Here is a 22,058-nt window from a genome sequence, read left to right as displayed (position 1 = left end):
CGCGATGATAACAATTTGCAGCTTAATCACGGCTGAACGTCGGCAAATTGCCCTCCATTTCGACCATCCGCCCGTCACCGCTGTTAGTCCCGGGACGCGACAGCTATAATCTGCCGCTTTCCTCTTTGCCAAGACCACAGCAGACAATGACTGAGTCCGTTCTTGACTACATGACCCGCCTGGGTCGCGCTGCCCGCGAAGCTTCTCGCGTCATCGGCCGTGCCAGCACCGCGCAGAAAAACCGCGCCTTGCAGGCTGCTGCCAATGCGTTGGACGCCGCACGCGCCGAGCTGACGGCTGCCAATGAACTGGATTTGGTCGCTGGCCGTGCCAATGGTCTTGAACCGGCATTGCTTGAGCGTCTGGCGCTGACCCCGGAACGCATCGACGGCATGATCGTCGGTTTGCGTCAGGTGGCGGCTCTACCGGACCCGGTTGGCGCGATCCGCGACATGAGCTTTCGCCCGTCGGGCATTCAGGTCGGCAAGATGCGCGTGCCGTTGGGCGTGATCGGGATCATCTATGAATCCCGGCCAAACGTGACCATCGATGCCGCCAGCCTGTGCCTGAAGTCCGGCAACGCGACCATCCTGCGTGGCGGTTCCGAGGCGATTCATTCCAATCGTGCCATTGCCGCCTGCATCCAGCGCGGTCTGGCCGAAGCCTATCTGCCGGCTGCAGTGGTGCAAGTCGTTGAAACCACCGATCGTGCCGCGGTGGGTGCGCTGATCACCATGCCAGAATACGTCGACGTCATCGTGCCCCGTGGTGGCCGTGGCCTGATCGAACGCGTTAGCCGTGACGCCCGTGTACCAGTCATCAAGCACCTGGACGGTATCTGTCACGTTTACGTCAGTGCTCATGCCGACCTGCCGAAAGCCCAGCGCATCGCGTTCAACGCCAAGACTTACCGCTATGGTATCTGCGGTGCCATGGAAACCCTGCTGGTGGACCAATCGGTCGCCAAGGATTTCTTGCCATCGATGGCTGCACAGTTCCGCGAAAAAGGCGTCGAGCTGCGCGGCTGCGAACGCACCCGGGCGATCATCGATGCGGTGGCGGCCACTGAAGAAGACTGGAACACCGAGTACCTGGCGCCGATTCTTTCGATCCGCGTGGTCGACGGGCTGGACCAGGCCATCGAACACATTAATAAATACGGCTCCCATCACACCGATTCGATCGTCAGCGAAAACCTTGCTGACACCCGGCGTTTCGTCGCGGAAGTCGATTCGTCGTCGGTAATGATCAACACCCCGACGTGCTTCGCCGATGGCTTCGAATACGGATTGGGTGCCGAGATTGGCATTTCTACTGATAAGCTGCACGCCCGCGGCCCGGTGGGTCTCGAAGGTCTGACCTGCGAGAAGTACATCGTGGTCGGTGATGGCCAGTTGCGCGGCCAGGCGTCGGACTGACTTGGGCGACCTCGACCTGTCAGCCCCGGTAACCGCCAGCGAGCCTGCGCCTCGACGCATCGGCATGCTGGGCGGGACCTTCGATCCGGTGCACATCGGCCATTTGCGCAGTGCGCTGGAAGTCGCCGAATCGCTGGCGCTCGATGAGCTGCGTCTGACACCCAGTGCCAGACCGCCTCATCGCGGTACGCCGCAGGTATCGGCGAAAGACCGTCTGGCGATGGTCGAGTGCGCGGTGGCCGGTGTGGCGCCGCTGGTGGTGGACGCCCGCGAATTGCAGCGGGACAAACCGTCCTACACCATTGACACCCTGGAACTGATGCGCGCCGAACTGGCCGCTGAAGACCAGGTTTTTCTACTTTTGGGCTGGGACGCATTTTGCGGCCTGCCCACTTGGCACCGCTGGGAAGAGTTGCTCCAGCATTGCCACATCCTGGTGCTGCAACGCCCGGATGCCGACAGCGAACCGCCGGATGCCTTGCGCAATCTGTTGGCGGCACGCTCGGTGAGCGACCCGCTGGCCCTTAAAGGGCCGAGCGGACAGATTGCATTCGTCTGGCAGACGCCGCTCGCGGTATCCGCCACCCAGATCCGTCAACTGCTGGCCAGCGGTAAGTCGGTACGTTTCCTGGTGCCCGACGCGGTCCTGGCCTACATCGATGCGCACGGTCTCTACCGTGCGTCGAACTGAAAAAAAGGCGCGCTTCAAGGCACGTGATCACGTGTAACGAAGCGCCCGAACATACGAGCAAAACGAGTTTTATATGACGAACAAAGACGTAACTAAAGTAAAGCGCAAAGGCACGTTCAAGAGCGCCCCGCTGCCAGTAGAGGTCCCAACCGGCCCTGAGCTGCGCGGCGAAGAGCTGGTCAAGGTTGCCGTAGCGGCCCTGGAAGACGTCAAGGGCCAGGACATTCAGGTGATCGACGTTCGTGAAAAGCAGAGCATCACTGACTTCATGATCATCGCTACCGGTACCTCCAACCGCCAGATCGGCGCGATGCTGGATAAGGTCCGCGAGGCGGTCAAAGCCCTGGGCGTCAAGCCGCTGGGTGAAGAAGGCAAGGGCGACAGCGACTGGGTCCTGCTGGATATGGATGATGTCATCGTGCACATGATGACCGCTTCGGCTCGTCAGTTTTACGACCTTGAGCGTCTGTGGTCCGGTGCAGAACAGAGCCGTGCTCTGAACGCGGCTCACCACAGCCCGGAAAACACCCATGAGCACTTCGTCAAGCTCAACAAAGACCAGCAATAAGGGACCGCTGTGCGACTGCGACTGATCGCCGTCGGTTCACGCATGCCCAAGTGGGTGGAAGAAGGCTGGCATGAATATGCCAAGCGTCTTCCGTCCGAGCTGGCGCTGGAACTGGTGGAAATACCGCTCAATACCCGTGGCAAGAACGCCGACGTGGCGCGCTTCATCCGTCAGGAAGGCGAAGCCATGCTGGCCAAGGTCGGGCCGAACGAGCGTGTTGTGACCCTCGAAGTCCACGGCAAGCCCTGGAGCACCGAGCAGCTGGCAGTCGAGCTCGATCGCTGGCGGCTGGACTCGCGCACGGTGAATTTCATGGTCGGCGGCCCCGAAGGGCTGGCGCCGGAAGTCTGTGCCCGGGCCGATCAGCGCTGGTCGCTCTCGCCGTTGACGTTGCCGCACCCGCTGGTGCGAATCCTGATCGGCGAACAGCTGTATCGTGCCTGGACAGTCCTGTCCGGCCACCCTTACCACAAGTAGTTCTGCCCTCATGCCCCAGCCGATCCGCATCAAGGACCACGAAAAAGACGCCCGTCTGGTGCGTGGCCGCGTCGTGTTCGGGGCAATTGCGGTCGTGACGTTGATCGGTGTGCTGATCGCGCGGCTGTATTTCCTTCAGGTGATCCAGTACGAGTACCACTCGACCCTGTCGGAAAACAACCGCGTCCATGTGCAGCCGATTCCGCCGACTCGGGGCTTGATCTTCGATCGCAATGGCGTGGTGGTGGCGGATAACCGGCCCAGCTTCAGCTTGAGCATGACCCGTGAGCGCTCCGGCGAATGGCAGCAAGTGCTCGACGTGATCGTCGAAGTGCTGGAACTGACGCCCGAGGATCGGGTGATCTTCGAGAAACGCATGCGTCAGGGGCGTCGGCCGTTCGAGCCGGTGCCGATCCTGTTCGAGCTGACCGAAGAGCAGATCGCCCGCATCGCGGTGAACCAGTTCCGTCTGCCGGGTGTGGAAGTGGTCGCGCAGTTGGTGCGTCATTACCCGCAGGGCGCGCACTTTGCGCACTCGGTGGGTTACATGGGGCGGATCAACGAGAAAGAGCTCAAGTCTCTGGACCCGGTGAGTTACAGCGGCACCCATCAAATTGGCAAAACCGGCATCGAGCGCTTCTACGAGCCGGAATTGCACGGTCAGGTCGGTTACGAAGAAGTCGAGACCAACGCCCGTGGCCGCGTGCTGCGGGTACTCAAACGTACCGAACCGATTTCCGGCAAGGACATCGTCCTGAGCCTGGACATCAAATTGCAGGAGGCCGCTGAAGCTGCACTCGGCGGTCGCCGTGGCGCAGTGGTGGCGCTGGACCCGAAAACCGGCGAAGTCCTGGCGATGGTCAGTCAGCCGAGTTTTGACCCGAACCTGTTCGTCACCGGCATCAGTTTCAAGGCCTATTCCGAGCTGCGCGATTCCATTGACCGGCCACTGTTCAACCGCGTGCTGCGCGGTCTGTACCCGCCGGGCTCGACCATTAAACCGGCCGTGGCAATTGCCGGCCTGGATTCTGGCGTTGTGACCGCGTCGAGTCGGGTGTATGACCCCGGCTATTACCAGTTGCCCAACTACGATCACAAATACCGTAACTGGAACCGTACCGGTGACGGCTACGTCGATCTGGACACGGCGATCATGCGGTCCAACGACACCTACTTCTACGACCTGGCCCACAAACTGGGAATCGATCGCTTGTCGGCGTACATGAGCAAGTTCGGCATCGGTCAGAAGGTCTCGCTGGACATGTTCGAAGAGTCGCCGGGGCTGATGCCTACACGTGAGTGGAAGCGTGCAACCCGGCGTCAGGCCTGGTTCCCCGGCGAAACACTGATTCTCGGGATCGGTCAGGGCTACATGCAATCAACGCCATTGCAACTGGCCCAGGCCACGGCGCTGGTCGCGAACAAGGGTGTCTGGAACCGTCCGCACCTGGCCAAGACCGTCGAAGGTGAGCGGCCGAAGGATGAAAACCCGATGCCGGACATCATCCTGCGTGACCCGTCCGACTGGACCAAGGTCAACCACGGCATGCAACAGGTGATGCACGGTGCCCGGGGTACGGCGCGCAAAGCGGCGATCGGTGCGCAATACCGCATCGCGGGCAAAAGTGGTACGGCTCAGGTGGTCGCGATCAAGCAGGGTGAGAAGTACGACCGCTCCAAGGTTCAGGAACGCCATCGCGACCACGCCTTGTTCGTCGGCTTCGCACCCGCCGACAACCCGCAAATCGTGGTGTCGGTGATGGTTGAGAACGGCGAGTCCGGTTCTGGCGTCGCAGCGCCCGTGGTGCGTCAAATCATGGACGCCTGGCTTCTGGACCAGGACGGTCGGTTGAAGGCCGAATACGCCAGCCCTATCAGTGCGGAGGCTACGGCCCGTGAAGAGTAATTTCGATCGCATCCTCTCCAGTGAGGATGTGATGCGTCGCCGCGCGACGCTGTTGCAACGCATGCACATCGACGGCCCGTTGCTGATCCTGCTGCTGACCCTCGCCGCCGGCAGCCTGTTCGTGCTGTATTCGGCCAGCGGCAAGAGCTGGGATCTGCTGGCCAAGCAAGCCACCTCGTTCGGCATCGGCCTGGTGTCGATGATCGTCATCGCCCAATTCGAGCCGCGTTTCATGGCCCGTTGGGTGCCGGTCGGTTATGTGCTCGGCGTGCTGTTGCTGGTAGTGGTGGACGTCATGGGCCACAACGCCATGGGCGCCACGCGCTGGATCAACATTCCCGGGGTGATCCGCTTCCAGCCCTCGGAATTCATGAAGATTCTGATGCCGGCGACCATCGCCTGGTACTTGTCCAAGCGCACCTTGCCGCCGCAGCTCAAGCATGTGGGCGTCAGTCTGTTTCTGATCGGCTTGCCGTTTATTCTGATTGTGCGTCAGCCCGACCTCGGCACTTCGCTGCTGATCCTCGCCGGTGGCGCGTTCGTTCTGTTCATGGGCGGCCTGCGCTGGCGCTGGATTCTCAGCGTGATTGCCGCGGCTGTGCCGGTGGCGGTCGGCATGTGGTACTTCATCATGCACGACTACCAGAAGCAGCGAATCCTGACCTTCCTCGATCCCGAGAGCGATCCGCTGGGCACTGGCTGGAACATCATTCAATCGAAAGCCGCCATCGGTTCCGGCGGTGTGTTCGGCAAGGGCTGGTTGCTCGGCACCCAGTCGCACCTGGACTTCCTGCCGGAAAGCCACACCGACTTCATTATTGCGGTCATGGGCGAAGAATTCGGCCTGGTGGGTATCTGCGCACTGCTGCTGATTTACCTGCTGTTGATCGGTCGCGGACTGGTGATTACCGCCCAGGCCCAGACATTGTTCGGCAAATTGCTCGCGGGCAGCCTGACCATGACGTTTTTTGTTTACGTTTTCGTCAACATCGGTATGGTCAGTGGCCTGTTGCCGGTTGTGGGGGTGCCGTTGCCGTTCATTAGCTACGGAGGAACTTCGCTGGTGACGCTGCTGTCAGCGTTTGGGGTTTTGATGTCGATCCATACCCATCGTAAGTGGATCGCTCAGGTTTGAATAAGGTGAAGATTTCAATGCAAGTAATGCGTGGCTGGGCGACTCGATACGCGCCATGGGTCGGCCTGGTAAGCATCCTTGGCACAGCGCAGGAAGCGTTGGCCGGCGATTACGAAGGCTCACCGCAGGTGGCCGAATTCGTCGGTGAAATGACCCGCGACTACGGTTTTGCCGGTGAACAGCTGATGGGCGTGTTCCGCGAAGCCGAGCGCAAGCAGTCGATTCTGGACGCGATCTCGAAACCGGCCGAGCGGGTCAAGCAGTGGAACGAGTATCGCCCGATGTTCATCACCGACGCGCGCATCGCCCGTGGTGTGGACTTCTGGCGTCAGCACGAGGCTGTACTGACCCGTGCCGAGCAGGAATACGGCGTGCCGGCGCAGGTTATTGTTTCGATCATCGGCGTTGAGACCTTTTTCGGACGTAATACCGGCAATTTTCGGGTAATCGACGCCTTGTCGACCCTGGGTTTCGACTATCCTCCCCGTGCCGAATTTTTCCGCAAAGAATTGCGTGAGTTCCTGTTGCTGGCCCGGGAAGAGCAGGTCGATCCGCTGACTCTCAAAGGCTCTTACGCTGGCGCCATGGGTTTGCCGCAGTTCATGCCGAGCAGCTTTCGTGCCTATGCGGTGGACTTTGACGGTGACGGCCACATTAATATCTGGACCAATCCGGACGATGCCATTGGCAGCGTCGCCAGTTATTTCAAGCGTCACGGCTGGGTAGCCGGCGAACCGGTGGTCAGCCGCGCCGATGTGCGTGGCGATCAGGTGGACGAAGGTTTGACCACGGGCATCGAACCGACTAAAACCGTCGGGGAGTTGCGGGCGCTGGGGTGGTCAAGTCATGATGCGCTGCGCGATGATATGCCGGTCACGGCTTTCCGCCTGGAAGGTGACAATGGCCCCGAATACTGGATGGGCCTGACGAATTTTTACGCGATCACGCGTTATAACCGCAGCGTGATGTACGCCATGGCCGTACATCAACTGTCTGAACAGCTGGTCCAAGCACGGGGCGTCAAGTAATGCGGGCATTGCCTATGAATAAACCCCTGAAGCTGATGGCATTCGCCGCGTTGGCGGTGCTGGTCGCCAGTTGTTCGACCAGCCGCGCGCCAACCCAAAAGTCTTCCACCGCCGTGCGCGCAGCGCCAGGCCTGGACATCAACCGTGCGCACAAAGATGGCGCGCCGTGGTGGGACGTCGATGTATCGCGCATCCCGGATGCCACGCCGACCCTGCATACAGGTCCTTATAAAGCCAACCCATACACCGTGCTGGGCAAGACTTATTTCCCGTTGCAGGAATCCAAGACCTACGTGGCCTCGGGCACTGCGTCCTGGTATGGCACCAAGTTCCACGGTCAGAACACCGCCAATGGCGAGGTTTACGACCTGTACGGCATGAGTGCTGCTCACAAGACCTTGCCACTGCCGAGTTACGTTCGGGTGACTAACCTGGACAACAACAAGAGCGTCGTCCTGCGGGTCAACGACCGCGGGCCGTTCTACTCGGACCGAATCATCGACTTGTCCTACGCAGCGGCCAAGAAACTCGGCTATGCCGAAACCGGCACCGCGCGGGTCAAGGTCGAAGGCATCGACCCGCAGCAATGGTGGGCAGCCAAGGGCCGTCCGGCGCCTTTGATGCTTAACGAGCCGCAAGTCGCGCAAAATAGCGCCCCGACGATTACGGCGTCGGCCGGCACCGTCGAACAATGGACGCCACCGCCGCAGCAGCACGCCGCGGCTGTCGTGCCCGTGCCGATCGATGCAAAAAAAAACGCTTCTGTACCAGCCTCTGGCCAGTATCTGCAGGTGGGCGCGTTCGCCAACCCGGACGCTGCAGAACTCCTGAGATCGAAGCTCAGCGGGATGGTGAGCGCTCCGGTGTTCATCAGTTCGATCGTGCGCAATCAACAGACGCTGCATCGGGTGCGCCTGGGGCCGATCGGCTCGCCGGGTGAAATCCAGCAAGTGCAGAACAGTGTGCGCCTGGCCAATCTCGGTTCGCCGAGCCTGGTCACTGCCGAGTAATACGTAGTACTTGATTGAAGGTTCGCTTGCGGTTTGGGGGGTGGACCTGGTTGTTGGCTCGTTGAAGAACAAAAGCCCGGCAAGGGTTCTGAGTGAACAACTGAACACGCGACAGCTCGTTAGAAAGCTGTCTGATTAGTTTTGCCCCTTAGGGCAGTTTCCATTAGCGATTTCGAGAGACGGATGAACATCACCACCTTTGCCAAACGCCTGTGCCTGCTAGTCCCGCTGCTCCTCTCGCCTGCCGCTTTCGCGGTCGAGATGATGCCGTCGCCACCGCAACTGGCCGCCAAAGCCTATGTACTCATGGATGCCAGCAGCGGCAACGTGCTGGTGGAGAACAACGGTGACCAGCGTCTGCCTCCGGCCAGCCTGACCAAGCTGATGACCGCGTACATCGCGACCCTGGAAATCCGTCGTGGCCAGATCGGCGAAAACGACCCGGTGACCGTCAGCGAAAACGCCTGGCGTACCGGCGGTTCGCGGATGTTCATCAAGGTCGGCTCGCAAGTCACTGTCAGCGACCTGCTGCACGGCATCATCATTCAGTCGGGTAACGACGCCAGCGTTGCGCTCTCCGAGCACATCGCCGGCAGCGAAGACGCCTTCGCTGACATGATGAACAAAACCGTGGCCGATCTGGGCATGACCAACAGCCACTTCATGAACCCGACCGGTCTGCCGAACCCGGAGCACTACTCGTCGGCTCACGACATGGCGGTGCTGGCTCGCGCGATCATCCACGAAGACCCGGCTCACTACGCGATCTACTCGCAGAAAGAGTTTTTCTGGAACGGCATCAAGCAACCTAACCGTAACCTGCTGCTGTGGCGCGACAAGACGGTCGACGGCCTGAAAACCGGCCACACCGACGAAGCCGGCTACTGCATGGTGTCTTCGGCAGTACGTGATGGCATGCGCCTGATCGCTGTGGTGTTCGGCACCAACAGTGAAGTGGCTCGCGCCTCCGAAACCCAGAAGCTGTTGACCTACGGTTTCCGCTTCTTCGAAACCCAGACGTTCTATCAGAAAGGCGCCGAGCTGGCTCAGGCTCCTGTCTGGAAAGGCACCACCAATCAAGTCAAGGCCGGCCTGGCCCAAGACCTGACCATGACCCTGCCAAAAGGCCAGCTGAAAAAGCTCGCCGCCAGCATGACCATGAACCCGCAACTGATTGCGCCAATCGCCAAGGGCGACGTAATCGGTAAAGTCGAAGTGAAGCTGGACGACAAAGTCGTGCATAGCGCTGACCTGATCGCTCTGGACGCGGTCGACGAGGGTGGTATCTTCCGCCGCATGTGGGATAGCATCCGTCTATTCTTCTACGGCTTGTTCAACTGAATTAGTGTGGACTTGCATGGCCCTGTTCCAATCCGGAACGGGGCCATGTCCGTTGCCACGGCTTACGAGGCCGTTACGCCATGACAGACAACGAAGTAAAGGCGCCAAAAATCGAATTCCCCTGCGCGGATTACCCTATCAAGGTGATCGGCGATACCGGCGTGGGCTTCAAGGACAAGATCATCGCGATCCTTGAGAAACACGCGACCGTTGACCACAAGACCCTGGCCGAGCGCCAGAGCACCAACGGCAAGTACACGACCATCCAGCTGCACATCATCGCCACCGGTCAAGAACAGCTGTACGACATCAACAGCGAGTTGCGGGCTACCGGTTTCGTGCACATGGTGCTGTGATGTCTGGCACGCTGGGCTTTCGCGAGCTCGGCCAGATGGCTTACGAGCCGGTCTGGCATGCCATGCAACGCTTCACCAACGAACGCGGCAGCGATGCCGCGGACGAGATCTGGCTGGTCGAGCACCCACCGGTGTTTACTCAGGGGCAGGCCGGCAAGGCCGAGCACGTGTTGCTCCCGGGAGATATTCCGGTAGTAAAGGTTGATCGCGGTGGTCAAGTGACTTATCACGGTCCCGGCCAGTTGGTGGCCTACCTGTTGCTCGACGTACGCAAGCTGGGTTTCGGCGTGCGTGACCTGGTCAGCCGCATGGAACAATGCCTGATCGAGTTGCTGGCCAGCTACGGCGTCACTGCCGTGGCCAAGCCGGATGCTCCGGGTGTCTACGTCAATGGGGCGAAAATCGCTTCTCTGGGTCTGCGGATCCGCCACGGTTGCTCCTTTCATGGCCTGGCCCTGAACGTGGACATGAACCTGGAACCGTTTCGACGGATTAATCCCTGCGGCTACGCCGGGCTGGCGATGACCCAGCTGAGCGATCACGCAGGATCGATTGAATTTGCCGAGGTAAGTGCCCGGCTGCGCGCGCAGCTCGTCAAACACCTCGACTATGCTGAGCAGACGACCCTAACGGGCGGAATCGACTGATATGACTACTGATGCAGTGCAAACCATGATCCCGACGCTGGATGTCACCGAGCGTCCGGCCCCGCGTGCCAAGGTTGAAGCCGGCGTCAAGCTGCGCGGCGCCGAGAAGGTTGCACGTATCCCGGTGAAGATCATTCCGACCACCGAACTGCCGAAGAAACCTGATTGGATTCGTGTGCGTATCCCGGTTTCCCCGGAAGTCGACCGCATCAAGGCCCTGCTGCGCAAACACAAGCTGCACAGTGTCTGCGAAGAGGCGTCCTGCCCGAACCTGGGCGAATGCTTCTCCGGCGGCACCGCGACCTTCATGATCATGGGCGACATCTGCACCCGTCGCTGCCCGTTCTGCGACGTTGGCCACGGTCGTCCGAAGCCACTGGACGTCAACGAGCCGGAAAGCCTGGCCATCGCCATCGCCGACCTGAAACTCAAGTACGTGGTGATCACCTCGGTTGACCGCGATGACCTGCGTGACGGCGGTGCCCAGCACTTTGCCGACTGCATCCGCGAGATTCGCAAACTGTCGCCGAATGTGCAGCTCGAAACCCTGGTTCCGGACTACCGTGGCCGTATGGACGTTGCGCTGGAAATCACCGCTGCCGAGCCGCCTGATGTGTTCAACCACAACCTGGAAACCGTGCCGCGCCTGTACAAGGCCGCGCGTCCGGGTTCGGATTACCAGTGGTCGCTGACCCTGCTGCAACGCTTCAAGCAGATGATGCCGCACATTCCGACCAAGTCCGGCCTGATGCTGGGTCTGGGCGAGACCGACGAAGAAGTGATCGAAGTCATGAAGCGCATGCGCGAACACGACATCGACATGCTGACCCTGGGCCAGTACCTGCAACCGTCCCGCAGCCACTTGCCGGTGGAGCGTTTTGTGCACCCGGATACCTTCGCCTGGTTCGCCGAGGAAGGTTACAAAATGGGCTTCAAGAACGTCGCTTCCGGCCCGCTGGTACGTTCTTCGTACCACGCCGACGAGCAGGCGAAACTGGTTAAAGCTGAATTGATGTCGTCCTTGTAACAAAGCGCCCGCAAGGCTTTTCAGCCTTGCGGGCGTTTTTGTTGGCCGTGTCTACGGCCACTACAGTCTTTTCCTGCAACCTGCGGGGCGACTGATCCTCTTCTGTTTGCCCCCGTTCCTGACTACTGTGTGCTGAAGCTTTTTTGCGCAGGGAGATTCATGGATGACCGTACGACCGACTCACACGCTGTTTCCTCACTCACCCGTTCCGGCCTTGCCGTCGGAAGGGATGATTGGCGTCATCGCGCCCGCCGGCCCCGCAGCGCTGGACACCGATAAAGCGATCGCCTGGATGCGCGCTCGCGGATACTCACTGCGGGTTTTCCCCGGTGTGTACGAGAAAGACGATTACCTGGCCGGCAGTGATGATGTACGCCTCAATGACCTGCACGCCGCGTTCGCCGACAGTGAGGTCGACGCCATCATTTGCTTGCGGGGGGGTTACGGTACGCCGCGGTTGCTCGATCGCATCGACTTTGAACTGCTGCGCAACAATGCCAAGCCGTTCATCGGCTACAGCGACATCACTGCGCTGCACTTGGCGATCAGCCGTTATGCGGGCTTCGTGACCTTTCATGGCCCGATGCTCAACGCCGACATGCTGGGTGACAAGCAAAAACCTACCGAGTCTTCATTCTTCAACATGCTCAGAGGGCAGGTGAAGGCCGGTAGCGTGTTGACGCACCCGGTGGCCTACCCGTTGACCACAATCGAGCCTGGTATCGCTCACGGGCGCTTGCTGGGGGGCAATCTGTCGCTGATCGCTGCGACCATGGGCACGCCGTATGAGTTGGATGCCGAGGGCGTCATCCTGTTCATCGAGGACATTAACGAGCTGCTGTATCGCATCGACCGGCTGCTGACCCATCTGCGTCTTGCCGGCACGCTGCACAAGCTGCGCGGGGTTTTGGTGGGGGATGTGGCGGGGGTTGATACGGTTGCGTTGGAGCGCTTGCTCAAGCAGACCTTTGCACCTTTGCGGATACCGGTGTTGGCAGGGTGGCGCAGCGGGCATTGCGATCCGAACCTGACGTTGCCGATGGGCGCGCTGGTGAGGCTGGATGCGGGGAACAAGGAGTTGGTGTTGGAGCAGGATGTTGTAATCAGGTAACCAGGTGATGCAAAAAAGATCGCAGCCTTCGGCAGCTCCTACAGTGGAATGTGAACACCTGTAGGAGCTGCCGAAGACTGCGATCTTTTGCTTTTAGCGGCTGCGCAGGCCTTCCAGCAACTTGTGCGTCGGATACCCATCCGCCGGCCAGCCAAACGACTGCTGGGCGCTGCGGATCGCCTTGCGGGTGTTGGCGCCGATAATGCCGTCGGCGTTGCCTGCGTCATAGTTCTGCGCGCTCAGCAGGCTTTGCAGTTCGATCCGCTCGGTACGGCTCAGCGGCAAATCATCTTTCGGCCATGTGCCGTTGATCAGGCCGGCGCCGTTGAAACGCTCGGACAACAGGCTCACGGCCAATGCGTAGGACGACGAGTTGTTGTACTTGAGGATCGCGCGGAAGTTGTCGAGGACCAGGAACGCCGGGCCACGGTAACCGGCCGGCAGCAGCAGGGCGGCTGACAGGTGTTCGGAGCCTGCCGGAACCTGGCCGCCATTGGGCAGGGTGACGCCCAGTTGCAGCCACTCGGCGACGCTTTTGCGAATCGTGCCATCGGCCAGGACGTAGTTGAAACTGCCCGGTAGCTGCACTTCAAAGCCCCACGGCTGGCCTTTCTGCCAGCCCGAGCTCTGCAGGTAGTGCGCCGTCGAGGCCAGCGCGTCGGCCGGGCTGCCCCAGATGTCGCGGCGACCATCGCCATCGAAGTCCACAGCGTGGGTGTTGTAGGTGGTTGGGATGAATTGGGTCTGGCCCATGGCGCCAGCCCAGGAACCGAGCATTTTCTCAGGCTCGATATCACCCTGTTGCAGGATCTGCAGGGCGGCGATCAGTTGCGCGTGGGCAAACCCGGGACGCCGACCTTCATACGCCAGGGTCGCCAGGGAATTAATCACCGACTTGTTGCCCTGAAACTGCCCGAAGTTACTTTCCATGCCCCACACCGAGACCAGTGCCTGACGATCGACGCCATAGCGCTGCTCGATGCTTTGCAGGATGTCGGCATATTGGCTGACCAGCGCCTCGCCTTTGCGTACCCGCAACGGCGAAAGGGCGCCGTCGAGGTATTCCCACACCGGGCGGGAGAATTCCGGCTGGCTGCGGTCGGCGCGGATCACGCTGGTGTCGAGGCTGACATTGGCGAAGGCGCGGTCGAACAGGTCGGCACGGATCCCAGCGGCCAGAGCGTCCTTGCGGAAACCCGCCTGCCATTCGGCGAAGGTCTGGGTGGGCTGGATGTCGAGGTTTTCACCGGTCGGAACCACGGGCGGAATGACCGCAGGAGCTGTCGCGACGGGAAGGGTCTGAAGCGGCTTGGCGTCGGCTGCGGTCGGTTTTTCCGCGCAGGCAACAAGCAAAATGAGGCTGGAGGCAGCGATCAGTTGGCGCAGGGGCCAACGACGGGAAATACAAAGGGGCATGCACGGGTCCAGGGAGTACGAATCAGGTGCAGACCTTAACATGTTGAGCGAGCGCTTGCCTTTCAGGCCGCCAGAAAGTAAGAAGCCTCCCAGCTATTAGACTGGAAGGCTTCGCGGCGGTAGCTGCCTTTGCCCTTGCCGGCTGGTTCCTGACGGCTGCGGAACAGAGGCTGGGCGATGATGGATTTGGCCTTGTTGGGGCCATTTTTAGATGGCTTTTTGCTCATGATGAGTCTCTCGGACAGGTGGGTTTTGCGGGGGAAATAATCTGCCGAAGTTGGGGGGCTGTCTAGAGGGGAAATTCAGATTTGATTTGTAGGAAGCAAGATCAAAAGATCGCAGCCTCGTTTCACTCGACAGCTCCTACATTGGAATGCGTCCCCCTGTAGGAGCTGTCGAGTGCAACGAGGCTGCGATCTTCTGATCTTATTCAGCGGGCAACGACAATCTCTGCCCGGCCATCAACAACGACAACCGACTCAAGCTCATCCACGGCGAACCGGCCGCCTGGCCTTTGATCTGTGCGTCGATGCGCTGAGCTTCCAGCAATAGCTGCGCCCAGCGTTGCGCCGAGTAGCGTTGCAAGGCTTTGCTCATCAGGGGTTTGCGTTTGTCCCAGACCGGTGGTCGGGCAGAGCTGAAGGCTTTGTCCAGTGGCACGCCCTGGCTATATTGCAGCGACAGGTTGGCCAACAGACGCAGCTCCCGGGCCAGCGCCCAGAGAATCACCGGCGGTTCGACGCCTTCACCGCGCAGCCCTTCGAGCATGCGCAGGGCATGAGCTGCTTCACCATTGAGAATCGCATCGGTCAGGCCAAAGACATCGAAGCGCGCACTGTCGGCCACCGCCGCTTGCACGGTTTCGACGGTGATCTGACCACCTTCGGCCATCAGTTTGAGCTTTTCGATTTCCTGGGCAGCCGCGAGCAGGTTGCCTTCGACCCGTGCGGCGATCAGTTCGACGGCGTCCTGGCTGGCGGAAAGCCCGGCCTGGGACAACCGTTGACGGATCCAGCTCGGCAACTGGTTGGCCTCTATCGGCCAGATCTGCACGAACTGAGTCTGCTGACCTTCGACCAGCGCCTTGCCCCACTTGGTTTTCTGCGCACTGCCATCAAGTTTCGGCAGGCTGATCAGCAACAGCGTGTCTTCGGCCGGTCGCGAGCAATACTCGATGAACGCGGCCGCGCCTTTGTCACCGGGTTTGCCGGACGGCAGACGCAGTTCCAGCAGGCGTTTTTCGGCGAACAGCGACATGCTCGCGCCGGCTTGCAGCAACGTTCCCCAGTCGAAGCTGGCGTCGGCGGCGAAGACCTGGCGCTCGTCGAATCCCTGTTGGCGGGCGGCGGCACGAATGGCGTCGGCGGCTTCCTGGCACAGCAGTGGGTCATCGCCACTGATGATGTAGACCGGCGCGAGGGCACCTTGCAGGTGTTTGGCGAGTTGGGCGGGGGCGAGTTTCATAAGAGAGGGCGAACGGGGCGCCTGGGCGCCCCGTAAGTCTTACTGCTGCGGCAGTTCGATTGGCGACTGACGCGGAGTCTGCGCTTCAGCCTTCTGCGCCGCTTCCAGTGCATCGGCTTCAGCCTTGGCTCTGGCTTCGGCGGTCTGTTGCAGTTGATCCAGCTGGGCCGGAGTGAGCTGTTGCAGGCGCAGCATCATGCGTTGTACCAGCTCGCGACGGGTTTCTGCTCGGGCCGTTGAGGCTTCCTGGTCGGAACCCACCAGGTTGTTGCCGTCGTGCATGAAGACCTTCTGCACTTCGAGCTTGTCGCTCAGCAGCGACAGGTCGCGCCCACCACGGATATCGTAGTTCAGCACCGTAGTCACCTGATACTCGCCGGTGCGACCGGCACCTGCGTAGCTGAGGATGCGCTGGTTTTCCTGCTCATCGGTCAGCACCAGCTTGTAAGGTGCGCCGCTGTAGACCTTGACGCCGCTGCTTTCCAGCACCTGACGCAATTGCATCACGGTTTCGCCGTAGGCGTTGCGGGCGCTCAGGTCGAGTTCCTTGATCGCCAGTTCGGTGGTGCCGGTGCCGCGCAGCTGGAAACCGCAGGCGCTCAACAGGACCGCAAGGCCCATCACCAGCAAATTGCGTTTGATCATCTTGTTGCTCCCCTTGAAACCATGTGGGCCGATCTTGCGGCCCGAAAGGTTTTACTCGGCGCCAGGCATGACCTGGCGCCTGATCCAATTAGCTGGCGACGATATTGACCAGTTTCCCGGGCACTACGATCACTTTACGAATGGTCAGACCGTCAACAAAGCGCAGCACGTTCTCGTTGGCCCGTGCGGCGGCTTCGACTTCTTCGCGGCTGGCGCTGGCGGGCATTTCGATGTGGCCGCGCAGCTTGCCGTTGACCTGGATGACCAGTTGCAGGCTGTCCTGCACCAACGCGCTTTCGTCCAGCACCGGCCAAGCGGCGTCGATCACCGGATCGGCGTGACCCAGGCGATGCCACAGCTCGTGGCTGATGTGCGGGGTGATCGGCGCCAGCAGCAGCGTTACGGTTTCCAGACCTTCGTGAATCAGTGCGCGATCCTGCCCGGTGCCTTGCGGGGCTTTTTCCAGCACGTTCATCAGCGTCATCACCTGGGCGATGGCGGTGTTGAATTTGTGGTTCTGGCCGACGTCGTGGCTGGCCTGCTTGATGGCCTGATGGATCGAACGGCGAATGGCTTTCTGCTCGTCATTCAGGCTGGCGACGTCCAGTTTCCCCGGCAGGCCCTGAGTGACTTGGGCTTGAGCCAGGCGCCAGACGCGCTTGAGGAAGCGGTGCGAACCTTCCACTCCGGAGTCGGACCATTCCGCGCTCATGTCGGGTGGCGAGGCGAACATCATGAACAGGCGGCAGGTGTCTGCGCCGAACTGGTCAATCATCGACTGTGGGTCGACGCCGTTGTTCTTTGACTTGGCCATTTTCTCGGTGCCGCCGATTTCCACCGGCAGGCCGTCCGCGATCAGCTTGGCGCTGATTACCTTGGCCTTGCTGTCGCGTTCGAGTTCGACGTCTGCCGGGTTGAACCACGTATAGGCACCGTTGGCTTCGCGACGATAGTAAGTCTCGGCGATCACCATGCCCTGGGTCAGCAGGTTCTTGAACGGCTCATTGGAACTCACCAGGCCTTCGTCGCGCATCAGCTTGTGGAAGAAGCGCGCGTAGAGCAGGTGGAGAATGGCGTGTTCGATACCGCCGATGTACTGATCAACCGGCAACCAATGGTCGGCCGCCGCTTTTTCCACCAGACCGCCTTCATAGTGCGGGGAGGCGTAACGGGCGTAGTACCACGACGACTCGACGAAGGTGTCCATGGTGTCGGTTTCACGCTTGGCCGGTGCGCCGCATTTCGGGCAGCTGCACTCGTAGAACTCAGGCATGCGCGCCAATGGCGAACCAGCGCCGTCCGGCACGACGTCTTCAGGCAATATGACTGGCAACTGATCTTCCGGGACCGGCACATCACCGCAGGTGTTGCAGTGGATGATCGGGATCGGGCAGCCCCAGTAGCGCTGGCGGCTGATGCCCCAGTCGCGCAGGCGGAACTGGGTGCGCGAGGCACCGAGTTCTTTCTTGATCAGCGCGACTTCTATGGCATCGAAGGCGCCTTCGAAGTCGAGGCCGTCGAACTCGCCGGAATTGATCAGCGTGCCGTGCTCGCCGTAGGCGTCTTGCCACGGGGACGGGTTGGTGTCGCCGGAGCTGGTGCGCACTACCGATTTGATTGGCAGGCTGTACTTGGTGGCGAACTCGAAATCACGCTCGTCGTGCGCCGGAACCGCCATCACCGCGCCGTCGCCGTAGTGCATCAGCACGTAGTTGGCGACCCACACCGGGAGTTTCTCACCGGTCAGTGGGTGCTCGACGAACAGCGAGGTCGGCAGGCCTTTTTTCTCTTGGGTGGCGACGTCGGCTTCAGCGACGCTGCCGCCCTTGCATTCAGCGATGAACGCTTGCAGCTCGGGGTTGTTCTGCGCGGCCAGGGCGGCCAAGTGGTGCTCGGCGGCTACGGCAACGTAAGTCGCGCCCATCAGGGTGTCCGGACGGGTGGTGAAGACTTTCAGTACACCGCTTTCGCCGATGGAATCGACGTTGTACGGGAACTGCACTTCCATGCCGCGGGACTTGCCGATCCAGTTGCGCTGCATGGTCTTGACCTGTTCAGGCCAGCCCGGCAGATCGTCGAGGCTCGACAGCAACTCATCCGCGTAGGCGGTGATCTTGAAGTAGTACATCGGAATTTCGCGCTTTTCGATCAGCGCGCCGGAACGCCAGCCGCGACCGTCAATCACCTGTTCGTTGGCCAGAACGGTCTGATCGACCGGGTCCCAGTTCACGGTGCCGCTTTTTTTGTAGATCACGCCTTTTTCGAACAGGCGAGTGAACAGCCATTGTTCCCAGCGGTAGTAATCAGGCTTGCAGGTGGTGACTTCGCGGGACCAGTCCACCGCGAGGCCCAGGCTGCGCAGCTGGGTTTTCATGTAGGCGATGTTTTCGTAGGTCCACTTGGCGGGCGCTACGTTGTTCTTCATCGCGGCGTTTTCCGCCGGCATGCCGAAGGCGTCCCAACCCATGGGTTGCAGGACGTTCTTGCCTTGCATGCGCTGGTAGCGGGAGATCACGTCGCCGATGGTGTAGTTGCGCACGTGCCCCATGTGTAGCTTGCCGCTGGGGTAAGGGAACATCGACAGGCAGTAGAAAGTCTCCTTGCCTGGCTGTTCACTGACTTCAAAGGACTTTTGCTCGTCCCAGAACGACTGGGCGGCGGCTTCGATTTCACGGGGCTGATATTGTTCGTGCATGGCTACTTTTGAACTGAATAGGGGTGGCCTAATCCTCTTCAATGCAACGCTGGACGGTGAACACGCCAAATCGGCGTTTCGGTGCCCAGACGAGCTGGAAGTGGAGTTACAGGAAGCGCCGTAGCATACATGACCGCGCTCTACCGAGGGAAACCCTGATTACTGCTGCGGGTCGCCCAAAAACCGCTGCGAGGGCCGTTGGTCGCAGCATTCAGCCGGTTTGTTCATGGAAGCTAAGCTCTAAATGGGGAGTGAGTCTTATCTTCAATGAGGTGAGGGATGGTTGAGTCACGGCAAAAAGTTACAAAACCGGAGCTGTACGAAAGACTGATCGATCGTCTGGGAATGGCCCTGGACGCGGCAAAAACCGCTGGCCGGTTACGCGATGAGCGTCCGCTGGAACTGGAATTGCGTGGCTTGAGCCCCGCAGAGTTTGCACTGGTCAAGGCGTATCTCGATCGCAGTGAACGTGAGACACACGGATGCTTGTCAGAAGCAGTGAAGCAACTCGACGCACCACGTTCGGCCAAGATCATCTGGCTCAAGGACAAGGTTCCCGGCAAGGACGCGGTAAAGGTCCGGTCTTTGCAATTCAAGTAAGGACACTGGAAGTAATGTCTGATGTATTTGTGAAGCATAGTCCTTCCGTATTTGTTGTCGCATTGCGTCAACCCACTTAGGCTTCGGGCATCTTTTTGGAGATGCTCGATGCCTTTTCGATATTTCGTTAAACAACTCCTGTTGCCGCCCGGCATTCTTTTGCTGCTGTTGGTGCTTGCCTGGTGGTTGCGTCGCTCAAGGCCGCGCCTTGCCGGGTTGTGCTTTGCGCTGGGCGTGGGCGGCTTCTGGCTGATGAGTCTGCCGGTGGTGGTGCAGTGGGGCGCCAAGGCGCTGGAGCGTGAAGCGCCGCTGGCTCGCGATGAATGGGCAACGCTGGGTCAGCGCGCCGATGCGATCGTGGTACTCGGTTCGGGGCGTGAGCGGGGCGATCTGGCATGGGGCGCTGACCAGCCAACGGGCGTGGGCCTGGAGCGCGAGCGCTATGCGGCGCGCCTGGCCAAGGCTTCTGGTTTGCCGATTCTGACCAGTGGAGGCCTGCATTACGGCACCCCGCCGACCGAAGCGAAGTTGATGGCGGACTCGTTGCGCGATGATTTCGGCGTGGCCGTGCGTTGGCAGGAAGGGCGCAGCCGCACGACCCGGGAGAACGCGCAGTTCAGCGCCGAGGTGTTGTTGCCGCAAGGGATCAAACGCGTGGTCGTCGTGACTCAGGCCTGGCACATGCCGCGAGCGGTCTGGAGTTTCAAAAAGGCAGGTTTTGAAGTGGTGCCAGCGCCGGTGGGGTTTTTAGGCGTGGACAACGCCCGGCCACTGGGTGGCTGGATGCCGGAATTCAAGTCGATCTGGCAGAGCGGGCAGTTGATGAATGAGGCGGTGGGGCAGGTCGGGTATTCGTTGTTCTACCGTTAAAATCAAAAGATCGCAGCCTCGTTTCACTCGACAGCTCCTACAGGGGATTGCGTACTCTGTAGGAGCTGTGTAGGAGCTGTCGAGTGAAACGAGGCTGCGATCTTTTACTGGCGCCGCAATACCTAAACAGTCTTGGCCATCCGGCTAGCCACCAGCGCCCAGCCAAACAACAGCACGCAAACAATGATCAGCGGCCACGAACGCCATTCCAGATAAGGCGTCAGGTTGTGCATGGGCACCACTTCACCGTACAAAATGCCACGTTCAAACTGAGGGATCTGCACGGTGATCTGACCGAACGGGTTGATCAAACCGGTCACGCCGTTGTTGGTGGCGCGGATCATCCAGCGACCAGCCTCCAGCGCGCGCATCTGCGCCATTTGTAAATGTTGCAGCGGGCCGATGGACGTGCCGAACCAGGTGTCGTTGCTGATGGTCAGCAGCAGATCGCTTCGCGCCGCGAGGCTGGCGGCGAATTCCGGGTAAACCACTTCGTAGCAGATGAACGGCGCAATCTGATAGCCCTTGGCTTGCAGCATCGCCTGATCGGCGGGACCGCGGGCAAAGTCCGACATCGGCAGGTCGAAGAAAGCGATCAGCCCGCGCAGCACGTCCTGCAACGGAACGTATTCGCCAAACGGCACCAGCTTCTGTTTGAGGTAAGTGCCATCCCCTTCACCCGCGACGGTGATGCCATTGTAGAAACGCCTTTCGTGATGGACTTCCTCGCGGATCGGTACACCGGTAATCAGCGCAGACTTACGCTCTGCTGCAAAGCTTCCCATCATGTTCAGGTAGCCCTCGGCGGACTCCTTGAGCACCGGGATGGCTGTTTCCGGCCAGATCAGCAAGTCGACCGGTTTCGAGCTGAAGCTCATGTCGCGGTACAGCGCCAACTGCGCGTTGAGCTGCGCCGGGTCCCACTTCATGCTCTGTTCGATGTTGCCCTGAATCGCCGCGACACTCAGCGGAGCGCCCGCCGGGGTTGTCCAGGCGTGTTCCTTGAGCGCCATGCCGACCACCCAAGGGCCGGCCAGCAGCAACACACCAGCGGCGATAAAGGCTTTGCGGCCAGTGCGCACCAGACGCAACGCGTTGTAGATCAGCGCGGCCGTCAGGGCCAGAGTGAAGGAAATCAGCCACATCCCACCGAGTGGCGCGAGCCCGGCCAACGGGCCGTCGAGCTGACTGTAGCCGGAATAAAGCCAGGGGAAACCGGTCAGGAACCATCCGCGAAAGGCTTCCTGGCCGACCCACAATGCCGCAAACGCCAGGGCATCAGCCAGCGGCGCTTCGTTACGCCGCAGCCAGCGCGCCCAGATCCAGGCGGGCAGGGCGAAGAACCAGGCAATCGCCGCCGTGAAGATCAGCATCAGGAAACCGGCCAGCAGCACCGACGCGCCGCCGAAGTGGTGAATGCTGTAGTAGATCCAACTGGTGCCGGCGCCAAACATGCCGAAACCGAAACACCAGCCACGGCCCAGGGCCTGACGTGGGTTCAGCTCGCGTAAGCCGGCATAGAAGAAACCAACCGCCAGCAACGCCAACGGCCAGATATCGAACGGCGCCAGGGCCAGGGTGGTGAGTGCACCGGCCGCCACGGCCAGCAGGTTACCGGGCCAGCCGGGGCGGGTTACGCGGAGCATGTCAATC

The 22,058-nt window shown here is 60.6% G+C and carries 21 protein-coding genes; 15 read left to right on the top strand and 6 right to left on the bottom strand.

The features are described 5' to 3' along the window. Positions 1–146: 146 nt before the first annotated feature. The 13 genes from ACA059_RS27990 (at position 147) to ACA059_RS27930 (ending at position 12,715) form a co-directional block, all read left to right on the top strand. Positions 147–1,418: a glutamate-5-semialdehyde dehydrogenase gene (locus ACA059_RS27990; RefSeq protein ID WP_497631747.1), complete on the top strand. Its 1,272-nt coding sequence runs from the start codon at positions 147–149 to the stop codon at positions 1,416–1,418. Between the two features lies 1 nt (position 1,419). Further along, complete coding sequence (gene nadD, locus ACA059_RS27985; RefSeq protein ID WP_259696405.1) at positions 1,420–2,109, top strand: nicotinate-nucleotide adenylyltransferase; 690 nt, start codon at positions 1,420–1,422, stop codon at positions 2,107–2,109. 73 nt (positions 2,110–2,182) lie between these two features. Beyond that, positions 2,183–2,677 carry a ribosome silencing factor gene (gene rsfS, locus ACA059_RS27980; RefSeq protein WP_033054148.1) on the top strand — a complete coding sequence of 165 codons (495 nt, stop codon included), beginning with the start codon at positions 2,183–2,185 and terminating at the stop codon, positions 2,675–2,677. Positions 2,678–2,686: 9 nt separating this feature from the next. Next, positions 2,687–3,154 (top strand): 23S rRNA (pseudouridine(1915)-N(3))-methyltransferase RlmH, encoded by a 468-nt coding sequence (rlmH, locus tag ACA059_RS27975; RefSeq protein ID WP_007937439.1) that lies wholly within the window; start codon positions 2,687–2,689, stop codon positions 3,152–3,154. 10 nt (positions 3,155–3,164) lie between these two features. Continuing rightward, positions 3,165–5,060 (top strand): penicillin-binding protein 2, encoded by a 1,896-nt coding sequence (gene mrdA / locus ACA059_RS27970; RefSeq protein WP_497631746.1) that lies wholly within the window; start codon positions 3,165–3,167, stop codon positions 5,058–5,060. Positions 5,061–5,091: 31 nt separating this feature from the next. Continuing rightward, positions 5,092–6,195: a rod shape-determining protein RodA gene (rodA, locus tag ACA059_RS27965; protein WP_283184636.1), complete on the top strand. Its 1,104-nt coding sequence runs from the start codon at positions 5,092–5,094 to the stop codon at positions 6,193–6,195. Positions 6,196–6,212: 17 nt separating this feature from the next. Then, positions 6,213–7,223, top strand: a complete 1,011-nt coding sequence (mltB, locus tag ACA059_RS27960; protein WP_497631745.1) for a lytic murein transglycosylase B — start codon at positions 6,213–6,215, stop codon at positions 7,221–7,223. Beyond that, positions 7,223–8,233, top strand: coding sequence for a septal ring lytic transglycosylase RlpA family protein (locus tag ACA059_RS27955; protein WP_497631744.1), 1,011 nt, complete (start codon positions 7,223–7,225; stop codon positions 8,231–8,233). The genes mltB and ACA059_RS27955 overlap by 1 nt, the downstream gene beginning before the upstream one ends. A 183-nt stretch (positions 8,234–8,416) precedes the next feature. Beyond that, the gene (locus tag ACA059_RS27950) at positions 8,417–9,574 is read left to right on the top strand and encodes a D-alanyl-D-alanine carboxypeptidase family protein (RefSeq protein WP_283181799.1); all 1,158 of its coding nucleotides are present in this window, start codon (positions 8,417–8,419) and stop codon (positions 9,572–9,574) included. An 80-nt stretch (positions 9,575–9,654) separates the two neighbouring features. Further along, positions 9,655–9,930 carry a DUF493 domain-containing protein gene (locus ACA059_RS27945; protein ID WP_129440902.1) on the top strand — a complete coding sequence of 92 codons (276 nt, stop codon included), beginning with the start codon at positions 9,655–9,657 and terminating at the stop codon, positions 9,928–9,930. Continuing rightward, positions 9,930–10,577 carry a lipoyl(octanoyl) transferase LipB gene (lipB, locus tag ACA059_RS27940; protein ID WP_095130754.1) on the top strand — a complete coding sequence of 216 codons (648 nt, stop codon included), beginning with the start codon at positions 9,930–9,932 and terminating at the stop codon, positions 10,575–10,577. The genes ACA059_RS27945 and lipB overlap by 1 nt, the downstream gene beginning before the upstream one ends. Position 10,578: 1 nt before the next feature. Beyond that, complete coding sequence (gene lipA / locus ACA059_RS27935) at positions 10,579–11,604, top strand: lipoyl synthase (protein ID WP_010467371.1); 1,026 nt, start codon at positions 10,579–10,581, stop codon at positions 11,602–11,604. Positions 11,605–11,767: 163 nt separating this feature from the next. Next, positions 11,768–12,715 carry a S66 peptidase family protein gene (locus ACA059_RS27930; RefSeq protein WP_497631743.1) on the top strand — a complete coding sequence of 316 codons (948 nt, stop codon included), beginning with the start codon at positions 11,768–11,770 and terminating at the stop codon, positions 12,713–12,715. A 93-nt stretch (positions 12,716–12,808) separates the two neighbouring features. Here the strand turns inward: ACA059_RS27930 and ACA059_RS27925 are convergent, their stop codons facing one another. The 5 genes from ACA059_RS27925 to leuS form a co-directional block, all read right to left on the bottom strand. After that, positions 12,809–14,131 carry a lytic murein transglycosylase gene (locus ACA059_RS27925; protein ID WP_497631742.1) on the bottom strand — a complete coding sequence of 441 codons (1,323 nt, stop codon included), beginning with the start codon at positions 14,129–14,131 and terminating at the stop codon, positions 12,809–12,811. 62 nt (positions 14,132–14,193) lie between these two features. After that, positions 14,194–14,358, bottom strand: coding sequence for an alternative ribosome rescue factor ArfA (gene arfA, locus ACA059_RS27920; RefSeq protein WP_008152840.1), 165 nt, complete (start codon positions 14,356–14,358; stop codon positions 14,194–14,196). 199 nt (positions 14,359–14,557) lie between these two features. Then, positions 14,558–15,595, bottom strand: a complete 1,038-nt coding sequence (gene holA / locus ACA059_RS27915) for a DNA polymerase III subunit delta (RefSeq protein WP_497631741.1) — start codon at positions 15,593–15,595, stop codon at positions 14,558–14,560. Between the two features lie 39 nt (positions 15,596–15,634). Continuing rightward, on the bottom strand, positions 15,635–16,240 hold the full coding sequence (locus ACA059_RS27910; protein WP_497631740.1) for an LPS-assembly lipoprotein LptE: 606 nt from the start codon (positions 16,238–16,240) through the stop codon (positions 15,635–15,637). 88 nt (positions 16,241–16,328) lie between these two features. Further along, entirely contained in the window at positions 16,329–18,935 is a 2,607-nt protein-coding gene (gene leuS, locus ACA059_RS27905; protein WP_497631739.1) for a leucine--tRNA ligase, read from the bottom strand. 279 nt (positions 18,936–19,214) lie between these two features. On the opposite strand from leuS, the gene ACA059_RS27900 reads away from it, so the two are divergent. Together ACA059_RS27900 and ACA059_RS27895 are read left to right on the top strand one after the other, a co-directional pair. Then, positions 19,215–19,535, top strand: coding sequence for a hypothetical protein (locus tag ACA059_RS27900; protein WP_497631738.1), 321 nt, complete (start codon positions 19,215–19,217; stop codon positions 19,533–19,535). Positions 19,536–19,643: 108 nt separating this feature from the next. Next, positions 19,644–20,405 (top strand): YdcF family protein, encoded by a 762-nt coding sequence (locus ACA059_RS27895; protein WP_497631737.1) that lies wholly within the window; start codon positions 19,644–19,646, stop codon positions 20,403–20,405. 122 nt (positions 20,406–20,527) lie between these two features. Here the strand turns inward: ACA059_RS27895 and lnt are convergent, their stop codons facing one another. Continuing rightward, positions 20,528–22,051, bottom strand: coding sequence for an apolipoprotein N-acyltransferase (gene lnt, locus ACA059_RS27890; protein ID WP_497631736.1), 1,524 nt, complete (start codon positions 22,049–22,051; stop codon positions 20,528–20,530). Between the last annotated feature and the right edge of the window lie 7 nt (positions 22,052–22,058).

The organism is Pseudomonas sp. LBUM1647 (assembly GCF_059716175.1).
This window is presented reverse-complemented; position numbering and strand designations above follow the sequence as displayed.